Source organism: Bacillus sp. FSL K6-1284, from assembly GCF_038002625.1.
In the GTDB taxonomy this organism is placed as follows: Bacteria; Bacillota; Bacilli; order Bacillales; family Bacillaceae; genus Bacillus; species Bacillus paralicheniformis.
The window spans coordinates 2,229,116-2,243,019 of record NZ_JBBOCW010000001.1 but is presented as its reverse complement, the minus strand read 5'-3'; the positions used below and the strand labels follow the sequence as shown (position 1 = coordinate 2,243,019).

Here is a 13,904-nt window from a genome sequence, read left to right as displayed (position 1 = left end):
GATGAATTTTTCAAAACGCTTCCACGAATAATAACAGCGATATGATAAAAGCTCTATATTTCCAAAAGAGAACAAAATTGGATGTGGTATTCGTGTCGTTATTCGTCAAAAAGACCAGCAAGGAAAAGCGATATTTAATTTTCGCATTCAGTGTCATTCTTCTCTATGTCCTTCCGCTTTACATATTAAATGAAGACGCTCATATCCGCGTGCATGACAACCTGGATTCCAACATTGCATGGTATAAGGTGCTGGCGGAAAGCGGTCAACTGCTCGGCGGTGTTAAAGCCGTTATTCCGCAAATCATCAACGGACTGCCGCGGGATGCTTACGGAACGGAATGGAGCGGCATTGTCTGGCTTCATGCCTTGTTTCCCTCGATGACCGCATACGCTATAAGCCAAACGATCACGAGGGTGTTTGCCTTTGTCGGGATGTACCTGCTGCTGAAAAGCCATTTGATTCGCGATGAAAAAGCGTATTTCATCAGAATCGCGGTATCACTTGCTTTTGCCCTGACACCCTTTTGGCCTTCGGGAATGCTCAGCACGCTTGGCCATCCTTTAGCTTTATGGGCTTTTTTAAACATCAGGGCAGGAAGAGACTCATGGAAAGAATGGGCGACCCTTGCGCTTTTGCCGCTTTACTCAAGCTTTGTGCTCGGTTTCTTCTTTTTCCTAGCAGCCGTTTCACTGATTTGGCTTTATGATTTGGTTTCAAAGCGCAGCTTTAACCTTCGCTTTCTCGGAAGCATCGCTCTCATGACGGGCATTTTTCTGGCGATAGAATACCGGCTTGTTTATTCGGTTTTCGCTTCAGGCGAAACGATGCATCGGGTTGAATTTATTTCATCCAGGCACGACATCCTTCATTCGTTTCGGCTGTCATTTAAAAATTTCGTGCTCGGCCACAATCATGTCATGACCGTCCATACGGCAGTGATCCTGCCTTTGATTGTGCTCACTTTTGGGCTCGTCGTTGCGAGACAACGAAAAAAGCGGCCAAGAGAAGAAAAGCTGTTCATCTTTTTATTCATTTTAAATTATGCGCTTTCTTTATGGTATGCCCTCTGGTTCAACAAGCTGTGGGCGCTTCCCAAGGAAAAGATCAGTCTGCTTTCGGCATTCAATTTCGCGCGTTTTCACTTTTTGCGCCCTCTTGTGATATACGCAAGCTTTGCAGTTGCATGCTACATATTGTGGAAAATGGGGAAGAGATGGCGGCGCTTCGTCCATGCCGCGCTGGTCGCCCAGCTGCTCGTGCTTATACCGTTTCATGAAGAGCTGACTTACGGCGCATACCACCATGCCCCGACCTTTCGGGAATTTTATGCATCAGATCAGTTCAAACAGATCAAACGGTTCATCGGCCGGTCTCCCGATTCCTACCGGGTGGCGAGCATCGGCCTGCATCCCGCGATTGCGCAGTATAACGGTTTTTACACACTTGATACGTATGCCAATATTTATCCGCTGAAGTACAAGTATCAATTCCGGAAAATCATCGCCAAAGAGCTTGATAAAAATCCGGTCCTGGAACGCTATTTCGATGAGTGGGGGAGCCGCTGCTACTTGTTTGTTGACGAGCTCGGAAAACATTACGCGTTCAAAAAGAGCACGAAGAAAAAAATCACGAACCTCGAATTGAACACTGAAGCGTTCAAAAAAATGGGGGGGCGATATATTTTTTCTTCGGTTCCGATTATGAATGCAAAACAAAACAAGCTGGCGTTTTTAAAGCGGTTCAGCCACCCGCAGTCCGCTTGGAACATCTATGTATATGAAGCGAAATAAGCATCGATAAGGAGGAAGCAAATTGAATCTTCAACAGCCTTTGCTGACAATCGTCATACCCTGCTATAACGAAGAGGACGTGTTTGCCGAAACCGCAAAACAGCTGACTGCGGTATTGGATGATCTCACAGCAGACAAGCTGATCTCTGCAGAGAGCAAGCTTTTATTTGTCGATGACGGATCGACGGACCGCACATGGCCGCTGATTGCTATGGAAAGCACAAAAAACCGCTATGTGACAGGCTTGAAGCTGGCCCGTAATTCGGGACATCAAAAAGCTCTCTTAGCCGGACTAGATAAAGCGAAGCAAAAATCGGATTGCGTTATTTCAATCGATGCCGACCTTCAGGATGACATTTCGGCAATTCGCCGGTTTATCGAAAAATATCATGAAGGCTATGAAATCGTCTACGGCGTACGCCGCAGCCGGAAAACGGATACATGGTTTAAACGAACAACAGCCGCATGGTTCTACCGGATCATGAATAAGCTCGGCATCCAGCTGGTCGATAACCATGCCGATTTTCGGCTTTTGAATAAACGGGCGCTTGAAGAGCTCAGCCGCTATGCAGAAGCAAATGTTTTTCTGCGCGGTCTGGTGCCCCTGATCGGCCTCCGGTCGGCCAAAGTGTTCTATGACCGAAAAGAGCGGCTGGCTGGAGAAACGAAATATCCGCTGAAAAAAATGCTGTCTTTCGCTTTTCACGGGATTACGTCATTCAGTGTCGCTCCGATCCGTTTTTTTACCCTGATTGGCTTCTTCTTATTTTTCCTAAGCTGTATCGCAGGTTTATATGCAATGATTCAAAAGCTGCTCGGCTACACGAATGCTGGCTGGGCTTCGTTGATCATTTCGATATGGTTTTTGGGCGGTTTGCAATTGATGGGGATCGGCATTATCGGCGAATATATCGGAACGATTTTCACCGAAGTGAAAAGAAGGCCGAGGTATGCGGTGGATATCGATTTATATACGGAACGGCTCGGCCGGCGCGAACCTGAAAAACGGCCGGAAACGAAGTTCAGTTGATGACGGATCAAACGGATTACTTAACTTTTACAGTTCATTTTGAATAAGGAAGGATGTACAAATTTATGACAGAAAAACAAACCTCTGGCATGACGGTTGTCGCGATCGGGTCGATCCCATTGATTATGACGTTGGGAAATTCGATGCTGATTCCGATTTTGCCGAAGATGAAATCTGAACTCAATTTATCGCAATTTCAAGTCAGCCTTGTCATTACCGTGTTTTCGATTACTGCAGCGCTCTTTATTCCGCTGCTGGGTTACTTGGCGGACCGCTTCTCAAGGAAAGTGGTGATTATTCCGTGCCTGTTCCTTTACGGGGCCGGCGGGATTCTTGCAGGATTTGCATCGACGACCTTTGCGAACGCTTTCCCGTGGGTGCTTTTCGGGAGAGGACTGCAGGGGCTTGGAGCAGCCGGTACAGCGCCGATCGCAATGGCGCTGACAGGAGACCTTTTTAAAGGATCTGAAGAAAGCCGGGTGCTCGGTCTCGTTGAAGCCTCGAACGGCTTCGGAAAAGTGCTGTCTCCGATTTTAGGATCATTGATAGCATTGATCGCTTGGTTTTGGGTGTTTTTTGCATTTCCTGCTTTCTGTATTGCACCGATCATTTTGACTTGGATTTTTATCAAAGAAAAAGACAAGAAAAAAGATCCGCCGCCTCTCGGAAAATATGTGAAAGGGCTGACAAGCGTTTTTAAACATGAGGGCAGATGGCTTTTCACCGCATATCTCGCAGGGGCCGTCTGTTTGTTTACTCTGTTTGGCATCCTCTTTTACTTATCTGATGTTTTGGAAAAAGAATTTCATACAGACGGCGTAAAGAAAGGTCTGATCTTGGCGATCCCTCTGCTTGTCATGTGTACAACATCATATATTACGGGCAGCAAAATCGGACAAAATCAGCAGCTGATGAAAAAAATGATGGTTATCGGGCTCGCTCTGATTACGGTTTCCTACGGCACACTGTCTTTTTTCTCCGCGCTCATTCCTTTTATTTCGATCCTTGTCATCAGCAGCATCGGTACAGGCTTTGTTCTGCCGTGTGTCAACAGCTTCATAACCGGGGCTGTCGGAAAAGAGAGGCGCGGCTTTGTGACATCGCTGTACGGATCGGTCAGATTTTTAGGAGTCGCGATCGGTCCGCCGATTTTCGGGAGGCTGATGGAATGGTCGAAACTCGGCATGTTTATGTCGATTGCGGGCCTGACATTAGTCGTCGGTGTGTTGGTGCTGACGATGATTCATGTCAAAAAGGAAGACACCAAAAAAGGGGAGAAGGGGCTGCAGCCTGCTGACGCAAGATAGGAGGGAAGAGAAAAAATATGCGCATTGAAAAGGTTGACACATTTCCGCTGTTCCACAGGCTTTCCTCCCCTTACGGCGATGCGAACGGATTGAAAAGCTACAGAACGTGCTACCTGATTCGGATCACGACAGCTTCAGGCCTGTCGGGATGGGGAGAATGTGCGGATTGGCTGCCTGCTTTGGATGCGGGCTTTAAAAAACGGATCATTCCTTACTTAATTGGAAAAGAAGCGGGCAATCGCACGGAGCTTGTCACCGTCATCAAAAAGTGGCATCAGCGGGCCGCAGCTGCCGTTAGCATGGCTTTAACGGACATTACGGCGAAAAAAGCAGGCCTTTCGGTATGTGAATTATGGGGAGGAAAACTGAGGGAGCAGATCCCGGTCTATGCCTCATTTCAATCATATTCAGACAGGCCCGATTGGAGCCGCCATTCCCTCCGGCTCGTCGAAAAGGCCGTGCGGTCCGGATTTAAAACCGTCAAGCTGAAAGCGGGAGGCAAGTTGTTTTCCGAAGACTTGGCGCATATTCAGGCGTTCCAGGAGATGACAGGCCAAAACACCGGACTGATACTCGATGCCAACCAGAGTTATGACCAGGCCGCCGCACGGAAGTGGGAAACGTGGTTTTCCGCCTGGGGCAACGTGCTTTGGTTTGAAGAGCCCATGCCGTTTGACGTTCCCGCTGAATACCGGATGCTGCGTTCAGCGCTTTCTGTTCCGGTTGCCGGAGGAGAAAATGTAAAAGGCGCAAAACCGTTTTTGCCGATTTTTCTGGAGAACGCAGTCGATATTGCTCAACCCGATGTTATGCACTGTGACGGCACAGACGATTTTCAAACCGTTCTGAAGCTCGCCAGGCATTTCGGAAAAAGGGTTTCTCCCCACAGCTATGACGGCGGACTTTCAAGAATGTACGCCGTTTTCGGACAAGCCTGTCTGCCGCCTTGGAGCAAAATGGACGGAGAAGATATCGAACCGCTCGAATGGGATGCCATGGAGAATCCGTTCACAAAACTCGTGCCCGTCAGCATAAAAGACGGATACATTCAAGTCCCGGACAAAATCGAAATCGATACAGAGCTCGTAGAAGCGTATGGATGGGACGGCTCGTCTTACATGTGAAAGCGCCAACTCGAAAAAATGTGATATTTTTCATTTCCCCTTACATATAGTAGGAAGAGGACAAGTTTCTTTAAAGGGGATTATATCCGTATGGGAAGAAAGCTCAAAATCGTACATGCTATCGTGCTGGGCAGCGTGTTACAGGGTCTCGGCATGGCGCTGTTTTTGTTTCCGAACCATATTCCTTCAGGGGGCGCAGCCGGCATCGCTGTTTTGCTCAATTTTTGGTTTCAGGTTCCGCACGGATTAACCGTCTGGGCTGTCAACTTTTCGCTGCTTTTAACGGCCGTTAAATGGCTTGAACCCGTAACGGTCTTCGGAACGATGGGGGCGATTACCATGACGTCCGTTTCGGTGCAGATCTTCGAATCCTGCATGCCCCTCATGACGACGAACAATATCTGGCTGGATTTATTTTACGGATCCGTCCTTTTGGGGACGGGGGTTGGACTGCTATATAAATACAATATTTCTAACGGCGGTTTTGGCGCCCTGGCTTTAATGATATCGATTTACCGCGGCGGAAAACCGGGAACTGCACTGTTTATGATGAACGCATTCATCTTCCTTTTGACGGCGTCTGTCATCGCCTGGGGAATCGTTATCCAAGCACTAATCTGCCAGTGGATTTCTACGAGGATCATCGATGCGATTTATCAGATTCGCTTCCGTCCGTTATTGATGCCTATCGCCAGTTTCCGCAATAAAAAATAGGCCGCTTTTCAAACGACCCTAATCATATAAATAAAATGTATCTGATCGAAGTCCCAGTCTCAGCGTTTCAAGCGGAATGGCATCCTGAAACGGTATATTCGCCAAATTGGCGTCAGGACCGATTTTTTCAATGAAACACGTCTGCAGCTGTTTCGTCGGCGCTTCAAAAATTAAATCCCTTGAAGCGATGCCGGAATGAAGGATCTCCTCAATAAGCTGGGACCGCATTTCTCCATCGCTTTTGCACAGCCCGCTCGTGCCGCTTTCCCTCGTTTCCGTGATCACTTTCTCGGCTCCGGCTTCAAGATCTTCGAGGATGTAATCGATCCATTCGGCTGACTCGAGCTCACTGCTGAGGGCGCTGTCTTTGCTGCCGACTTCGCTGAACACGTGAAACTCTTTCGAAAAATCGGAAATAAAGCTTGCTTTATCTTTATTAGAGAGACGGACCGTTCCGTTTGATATTTCCACATAACGACATCCATATAATTTGCAGTAGCGATAGTAATCTTCAATTTTATCCTGGCTTAAAAACTTCTCAAACAACGTTCCGCCAAAAAAGAATTGAACGTCATTTTGCTTCAGACAATCGATTTTCTCAACCAAATATTTCGTAATTAAAGATGTTCCCCATCCAAATTTCACAAAATCTATATAATCTGCCGCTCCGTGAATCGTATCTTTAAAAAAGTTCAAGGGAACCCCGTTATCAATCAGGATGGTGATCCCTTTTAATCTTGGTTTAAGCTGCCTGTCGGGCAGTATCAGTTCAGATGAAATCATTGATTACCCCTCACAATCTGCTGTATCTTTCATACTTTTAGGTAAATGTCTGTCGGCCATTATTCAGCTGTCACAATAAGAATTCACCTTTTCCCGTTTATCGTTTCTCCCATTCATGTGTTGCCGTTCGGCAAGGAGTGATCTTCGTCCACCTCCCATTAGGCAGCATGTTAGCCTCTCATCTCCTGACTTGCTTCTCAACTAGGTATCTATCCATTTTGTGAAGTCAAAGTAAGTATATTCGCCGTCCTTTCATATGGTTCCTCACTAGTTCTTCACAATGAAAACTGACGTAAAAAGAAGGCCCGCGACAGATACGCGAAGCCCTTACTTAATCTTAGAAAATATATCAGTATATCAAATCCGGATCTCTCACCGCCAGTTTTTATTTTAATGCCGCAAGACAGATGTAATGATTGACTGATAGGAATCGGTTTATTTCAATTTGGCGCGCCGGGTCTTTCAGATATTCACAAAATTGCTGAAATCATAACAATTTCCAGATCACATTTAGTTTAAAAAGTGAATAATCTGCCTATATGTTCTTTCAGTTCATGTTTCGTATCAGGGGGTAAGAAAACTAACCTTTAGGACGTATTGGGGGAAAATCGATGAACGATGTTTTAACGTATCACACATGGAATGAAAAAGCTTCTGAAGAGGTGATGGATACCTTCAGCGGCGAGATGGACGTTTTGAAATGGGCGTACAGCACGTATCAAAAAATTGTTTATGCCTGCAGTTTCGGCGCGGAAGGAATCGTTTTGATCGACTTGATTTCAAAAGTTGTGAAAGAAGCGGACATCGTGTTTTTAGATACAGGACTGCATTTTCCGGAAACATATGAACTTATCAATGAAGTGAAAGATCGCTATCCCGGTCTGTCGATTCGCTTTTTAAAACCCGGCCTCTCGCTTGAAGAACAGGAAAAACGCTATGGCAGCGAACTTTGGAAACGCCATCCGGACCATTGCTGCCGCCTTCGCAAGATCGAGCCGCTCAGAGAGCATCTGTCAGGTATGGAGGCATGGATGACCGGGCTGAGGCGGGAGCAGTCGGAAACACGGAAACATGTCCGTTATATCAACAAGGACGACAATTTTAAACTGATTAAAATCTGCCCCCTTATTCACTGGACATGGGAAGATGTCTGGACTTACATTAAGCTGAATCAGCTGACGTATCACAAGCTTCATGATCAAGATTATCCGAGCATCGGCTGTGAGGTGTGTACGTCTCCCGTGGCAGACGGCGGCAATTTAAGAGCGGGAAGGTGGGCCCGTCAGGAAAAAACAGAATGCGGGCTGCATCAATTCCGGTAGGAGCTGGGTAAAAGATGACGATTACCATTTTGGCATTCATTATCGCTTTGTTTTTTGCCATGAACATAGGAGCGAGCGGAGCAGCAGCTTCAATGGGAATAGCGTATGGCGCAGGTGCCGTCCGGAAAAGGCAGGCGGCCTTGTGGATCAGCGGAATCGGTGTATTTTTGGGCGCCATGATAGGCGGAGGAGAGGTTGTGAAAACAATCGGTTCAGGCATTATCCCCACGTCTATTCTCAATGTGCATATTGTCGTGATTATCCTCGGAGCATCTGCGATTTCGCTGTTTATTGCAAACATCGCGGGGATTCCCCTTTCAACCAGCGAGGTGACGGTCGGCTCGATTGTCGGGGTCGGCGTCGCATTTCAAGCGGTATTTACCGATAAGCTGTTGGTGATCGTCATGTATTGGCTGATCATTCCGATTGCCGCTTTTTTTCTCGCTTTTTTCATTGGACAATTGCTGAAAAAAGCCGAGAAGAGGCTGCGGTGGCTTAAACAGCAAAAATGGGCGCGGCTGCTCACCGCACTAGTGATTTTAACCGGGTTTTTAGAAGCCTTTTCGGCGGGAATGAACAATGTCGCGAATTCCGTCGGACCTCTCGTTGGAGCAGGCCTCTTGTCAGTCAGCAGCGGAACGTTTCTTGGGGGACTGTTCGTGGCTATCGGAGCCATTTGCCTTGGAAGCAGAGTCATTGAGACGAATGGGAAAAAAATCACCGAGTTTTCGCTTTTGCAAGGGTCATGTGTTTCCGGACTCGGTGCGTCCCTAGTCATCGGCGCTTCGCTATTTGGCATTCCCGTGCCGCAAACCCAGATTACGACTTGCAGCATCATTGGGATTGGCCTTTCTGAAAAGGGAAGGGCAATTTTTCGTAAAAGCGTTATTTTGAAGTTAATGAAAGTATGGGTTGTTTCACCGGTTTTTTCACTTGTCATTTCGTATAGTCTCGTGAAAATCTTTCTCGATTTTGATTTATATTCAGTTGCAGTTGTTTTATGTGTTTTTCTTGCCACTCTTGGATCTGTAAGCCTTATGAAACATGCCAGGCAGAAACAATCAGATGTCCGAAGAAACAGGGATCATGTAAAGTCGATCGTTGGAGGAAGAGGGCGTAAAAGAGAACCTGCCGCATGGAGGGACTTTAGTTAACCGGGCCGCCTGTTTTGGATGATTGGGACTAAGGCCCGGAATCAGCCGGATTTAAAAAAGGCGCTCGTGCAGCTTTATCTGTTTCATTGCCTGATCGTGAGAAGTCATGAGCGGAACGGCACTTCTCAGCCGTATGATCGAAGAAGAGGTTGGCACGACGCCGCTATTTTTTGAAGAATACCAATGGATTGGCAGAAGGCGCGGCGCAGCAGATGGCCCTTTTTCTCAGGAAAAGTATTCCTCTGGTTTAAACTACATCCCGATTGTTAACAATGAAGAGAGAGATTCGGGAGGGAACCTTGATGGAATATGTACACTTGGTAGTCGAACTGACGATAGGGTTTGCAGCTTTATTTCTGATGACGAAAATTCTGGGGAAAACCCAATTTGCCCAAATTACGCCGTTTGATTTTATTTCCGCTTTAATATTGGGGGAAATGGTTGGAAACGCGATTTTCGATCAGGATGTCACCATCTGGAAAGTCCTTTTCGCCATCCTCGTTTGGGCCATTCTAATCTATTCAATAGAAGTTTTATCACAAAAAGTGCAAAACATCAGAGGTTTTCTCGAGGGCAGGCCAAGTATTGTGATCAATAAAGGAAAAATCGATTATAATGCCCTCAAAAAAAATAAATTGGACCTGAACCAGCTGCAGACATTGGCACGTGAAAAAGGCTGTTTTTCCTTAAACGAGATTCAATATGCCATCCTTGAAACAGACGGTTCGCTTAGCGTCCTGCCAAAACACAAATACGGGATGCCGACAAAAGAAGACTTAAACATCCCTTACAAACCGGTTCAGCTCCCGGTGCCGTTAATCCTCGACGGCGAGCTCGAAAAGAACAATCTGCATGAAGCCGGCTTTGACGAGCTTTGGCTGCAAAATCAATTATCAAGTCAAGGTATTACACAGTATCAAGAGGTGCTTTATGCGGAATGGCGCGGCGATGAGGGGCAGCTTTACGTTACAACCTATTGATATTGGCAAGCGCGGGTTCGACAAGCTTCGAGCCCGCGCTTTTCTATTTGCGCTCACACGGCTAAAGGATCGTACTTTTTTACCGGTCCGAAAGGCTGTCAATCTCTAAAAAATTCCGTTAAATCATTCAAACGGCCTTCAAATGGAGGAAAGACAAACGACAAAAGGTGCAATTGAAGCTGAAAAATCTGCTTTCAGCCTCTTTTTCTTTTCCTTTTTTCTTCAAAAATCTCCATTTTTCACATGACCTGCGCTGTCCAATCAAAACACGCAAACTTGACATAAATATCTAAAGTGTTAATATACTAACCGTGTTCGAAAAAATACGAACAGAAATGCGAACAAAGGGAGATGTTAAAGATCTTTAATCAAAAAAACGTAGCTTTTATAGGGGCAGGATCAATGGCAGAGGGAATGATCTCAGGCATCGTTCAATCCAAAAAACTGCCTGCTTCGCAAATCTATGTTACAAACCACACGAACCACCGGCGTTTAGAAGAACTCCAGCAGAAATATGGAATACGAGGCGTCAGAAAAGAAGAACTTGACTATCAGAACATCGATTGCTTCATCTTGGCGATGAAGCCGAAAGATGCAGAGAGTGCTCTTACTTCCATGAAACCGCATATTCAACCCCATCAGCTTATCGTGTCAGTTTTAGCTGGCATATCAATTTCATTTATTGAAAACGAGCTGCACGGCATGCAGCCTGTCATCCGAATCATGCCTAACACCTCAAGTGCAATCGGCGCATCTGCAACCGCCATGGCCGAAGGCAGCCATGTAACAGCCGATCTGTCAAAAACCGCGAAACAACTGCTTCAATGCATGGGAGAAGTCTATTCCATCGAAGAAAGCAAAATGGACATTTTCACCGGCATTGCCGGCAGCGGGCCTGCTTACTTTTATTATTTAATGGAGCACATCGAAAAAGCGGGAGCCGAGGCTGGATTAAGCCAAAAACTAACGAGGGAAATCGGCGCGCAGACATTGTTAGGCGCCGCCAAAATGCTGTTGGAAAGCCCTGAAGATACAGCTGTTCTCAAAGACAACATCACTTCCCCTAACGGTACGACTGCCGCCGGTTTAAAGGCCTTGGAGGAAAGCGGCGGAGGCGAAGCGATCGAACAGGCGGTCAAACAAGCCGCAAAACGATCCAAAACCATCAGTCTCGAACTTGAACAATTAGTCGCAGCAAAGTAAGCACCCGTAACGAAGAAAAATACTACAGGAGTGATAAAATGACCTCTAATCAACAGAGGGTAGTTGTCAAAGTGGGAAGCAGTTCTTTAACAAGTCTTCACGGCGAAATCAGCAGCAAAAAGCTCGAAAAGCTCGTTGAGCAGATCGTCCGCCTCAAAGATGAAGGGCACGAAGTCCTCCTCGTTTCATCTGGCGCTGTGGCGGCCGGATACCGGAAACTTGGCTTCATTAACAGGCCGGATACATTGCCTGAAAAACAAGCATCCGCATCTGTCGGCCAGGGCTTACTAATCGAAGCGTATTCCAAGCTCTTTTTATCCCATGGCTATATCGCTTCACAAATATTAATCACAAAAAGCGATTTTTCAGATGAAAAACGGTACAACAATGTGAGAAATACGATGAATGTTCTGTTGAAACGCGGCATTATTCCGATCATCAACGAAAATGACACAGTTACCGTCAACCGGCTCAAATTCGGAGACAATGATACGCTTTCTGCTAAAGTGGCGGGTCTGATCGACGCTAACCTGCTGACCATCCTCTCTGATATAGACGGCCTTTATGACGCGAATCCGCGAAAAACGCCGGACGCCGCACTCGTCCGGGAAGTAAATGAAATCACGCCGGAGATAGAAGCTTCAGCAGGGGATGCCGGAAGCGAAGTCGGAACAGGCGGCATGAAGTCGAAACTGGACGCTTTTAAAATTACAATGGCTTCAGGCATCAAAGGATTTTTAGGGCGTGCAGACACCTCCGGTCTGTTGCAAGAAGCAATCAGCGGGACTGCGAGGGGAACGTATTTTATTCCGAATGACGATTCACACACACTCAACCATAAAAAGCAATGGATAGCATTTAACTCTGGACCTGAAGGAGACATCATCGTCCACAACGAAAGCAAAGAGTTTATTATCGACCGTAAAAAAAGCCTGTATCCTTCTAGTATTTACGAAATTAACGGCCGTTTCAGCAACGGTTCCGTCGTTCGAATCCTTGATCAGGAAGGAGAGGAAATCGGCCTCGGCGTCGTCAACTTTTCCTCATCCCAGCTTCGTAAATGGAAGAAGGATACGAATCAGGAAACAGCCGCTTCCTCACAGGCTGTCGTTGACAGAGAAGCGTTTGTCTGTCATTTAGAGCTATCCGTTCCGCTTTAAAAAACAAATCAAAGGAGGAATTGACATGACGGCGACAAGCGAGAACATCAGGGCACAAATCGAAGAAAAAGCGATAAAGGCAAAAACAGCTGCAAAATCTTTGCGGCTGACAACTGAAAAAGACAAGAACGAGGCGCTTGCTACACTGGCCGAACACCTGAAACAAAACATGAGCTATATTCTCACTGAAAATGCCAAAGATATTGAAGCGGGACGAAAAAAAGGCTATGATGCAGCCTACATCGACCGCCTGTCGCTCAATGAAGACAGGGTACTGGATTTTGCCGATGGACTGCTGGAAGTCGCGGAACTGGATGATCCGGTCGGAGAAACGCTATCAAGCTGGACGCTCGACAACGGGCTAAAGGCGGAAAAAGTCAGCGTTCCTCTCGGCGTCATCGGCATGATCTATGAAGCGCGTCCGAATGTGACTGTCGATGCGACCGGGCTCGCTCTAAAATCGGGCAATGCGATCGTTTTGAAAGGCGGCTCTTCCGCCATTCATTCGAATACAGCGATCGTATCGGTCATGCACCAAGCGCTGGAAACGACAGACATTCCCCGCGATGCTGTTCAATTTATCGAAAGCACGGACCGAAGCGCCACGAAGCAGCTCTTCAAGATGAAAGAGCATATCGATGTACTCATCCCCCGGGGAGGCGGTGCCCTCATTCAGGAAGTCGTTGAGAACGCAACCGTTCCCGTTCTTGAGACGGGAGTCGGCAACTGTCACATCTATATCGACCGGGAAGCAGACCCTGAAAAAGCAATCAATGTCATGATCAATGCGAAAACAGACCGCCCCGCCGTCTGCAATGCGCTTGAAACGCTGATCGTTCACGAAAAATGGCTTGAGGAAAACAGTGCAGCGCTTATCAATGCTTTAAACGAACACGGTATTCAAGTTCACGGGGACGAAAAGGCGGTTCAATGGATTCCAGGCGCGATACCAGCGGGGGAAGCCGATTGGCAGAACGAATATTTAAGCCTTGATCTCGCGGTTAAAGTCGCAGCAAGTCTTGAAGAAGCCTGCGATCATATCGAAACATACGGAACAAAGCATTCAGAAGCGATTATCACCGAAAATCCGAAAACAGCCAAGGCTTTTCTGAATACCGTTGATGCGGCAGCACTGTATCACAATGCCTCAACCCGGTTCACCGACGGCGGCGCACTCGGCTTCGGCGCGGAAATCGGGATTTCTACACAGAAGCTTCACGCCCGCGGACCTATGGGTCTGAAAGAATTGACCACATGCAAATATATCATGAGAGGCGACGGCCATATCAGAAGATAAATAAAAAAACTTGCATTGAAACTGCACCTCAATTGTC

The 13,904-nt window shown here is 46.9% G+C and carries 12 protein-coding genes; 11 read left to right on the top strand and 1 reads right to left on the bottom strand.

Annotation, left to right across the window (positions count from 1 at the left end; all coding sequences use genetic code 11):
* Positions 1-92 precede the first annotated feature (92 nt).
* The 5 genes from MHB72_RS11485 (at position 93) to MHB72_RS11465 (ending at position 5,968) form a co-directional block, all read left to right on the top strand.
* The gene (locus MHB72_RS11485; RefSeq protein ID WP_340904113.1) at positions 93-1,793 is read left to right on the top strand and encodes a DUF6044 family protein; all 1,701 of its coding nucleotides are present in this window, start codon (positions 93-95) and stop codon (positions 1,791-1,793) included.
* A 22-nt stretch (positions 1,794-1,815) separates the two neighbouring features.
* The gene (locus MHB72_RS11480; RefSeq protein WP_020451717.1) at positions 1,816-2,823 is read left to right on the top strand and encodes a glycosyltransferase family 2 protein; all 1,008 of its coding nucleotides are present in this window, start codon (positions 1,816-1,818) and stop codon (positions 2,821-2,823) included.
* 65 nt (positions 2,824-2,888) lie between these two features.
* Positions 2,889-4,130: an MFS transporter gene (locus MHB72_RS11475; protein WP_020451716.1), complete on the top strand. Its 1,242-nt coding sequence runs from the start codon at positions 2,889-2,891 to the stop codon at positions 4,128-4,130.
* A 17-nt stretch (positions 4,131-4,147) separates the two neighbouring features.
* Positions 4,148-5,254: a mandelate racemase/muconate lactonizing enzyme family protein gene (locus tag MHB72_RS11470; RefSeq protein ID WP_023855743.1), complete on the top strand. Its 1,107-nt coding sequence runs from the start codon at positions 4,148-4,150 to the stop codon at positions 5,252-5,254.
* 90 nt (positions 5,255-5,344) lie between these two features.
* Complete coding sequence (locus tag MHB72_RS11465; RefSeq protein WP_020451714.1) at positions 5,345-5,968, top strand: YitT family protein; 624 nt, start codon at positions 5,345-5,347, stop codon at positions 5,966-5,968.
* Between the two features lie 18 nt (positions 5,969-5,986).
* Here the strand turns inward: MHB72_RS11465 and MHB72_RS11460 are convergent, their stop codons facing one another.
* On the bottom strand, positions 5,987-6,751 hold the full coding sequence (locus tag MHB72_RS11460) for a phosphosulfolactate synthase (RefSeq protein WP_020451713.1): 765 nt from the start codon (positions 6,749-6,751) through the stop codon (positions 5,987-5,989).
* A 611-nt stretch (positions 6,752-7,362) separates the two neighbouring features.
* Between MHB72_RS11460 and MHB72_RS11455 the strand changes: the two genes are divergently transcribed.
* The 6 genes from MHB72_RS11455 to MHB72_RS11430 all read left to right on the top strand — a co-directional run bounded on the left by MHB72_RS11455 (position 7,363) and on the right by MHB72_RS11430 (position 13,867).
* A complete protein-coding gene (locus MHB72_RS11455; protein WP_020451712.1) occupies positions 7,363-8,073 on the top strand; it encodes a phosphoadenylyl-sulfate reductase in 711 nt (236 codons plus the stop codon).
* 14 nt (positions 8,074-8,087) lie between these two features.
* A complete protein-coding gene (locus tag MHB72_RS11450) occupies positions 8,088-9,227 on the top strand; it encodes an inorganic phosphate transporter (protein ID WP_023855744.1) in 1,140 nt (379 codons plus the stop codon).
* Positions 9,228-9,529: 302 nt separating this feature from the next.
* Positions 9,530-10,207 (top strand): DUF421 domain-containing protein, encoded by a 678-nt coding sequence (locus MHB72_RS11445; RefSeq protein WP_020451710.1) that lies wholly within the window; start codon positions 9,530-9,532, stop codon positions 10,205-10,207.
* A gap of 351 nt (positions 10,208-10,558) precedes the next feature.
* The gene (proC, locus tag MHB72_RS11440; RefSeq protein ID WP_075213795.1) at positions 10,559-11,410 is read left to right on the top strand and encodes a pyrroline-5-carboxylate reductase; all 852 of its coding nucleotides are present in this window, start codon (positions 10,559-10,561) and stop codon (positions 11,408-11,410) included.
* A gap of 38 nt (positions 11,411-11,448) precedes the next feature.
* Positions 11,449-12,570: a glutamate 5-kinase gene (gene proB, locus MHB72_RS11435; RefSeq protein ID WP_020451708.1), complete on the top strand. Its 1,122-nt coding sequence runs from the start codon at positions 11,449-11,451 to the stop codon at positions 12,568-12,570.
* Between the two features lie 25 nt (positions 12,571-12,595).
* Positions 12,596-13,867 (top strand): glutamate-5-semialdehyde dehydrogenase, encoded by a 1,272-nt coding sequence (locus MHB72_RS11430; protein ID WP_020451707.1) that lies wholly within the window; start codon positions 12,596-12,598, stop codon positions 13,865-13,867.
* Positions 13,868-13,904: the final 37 nt, after the last annotated feature.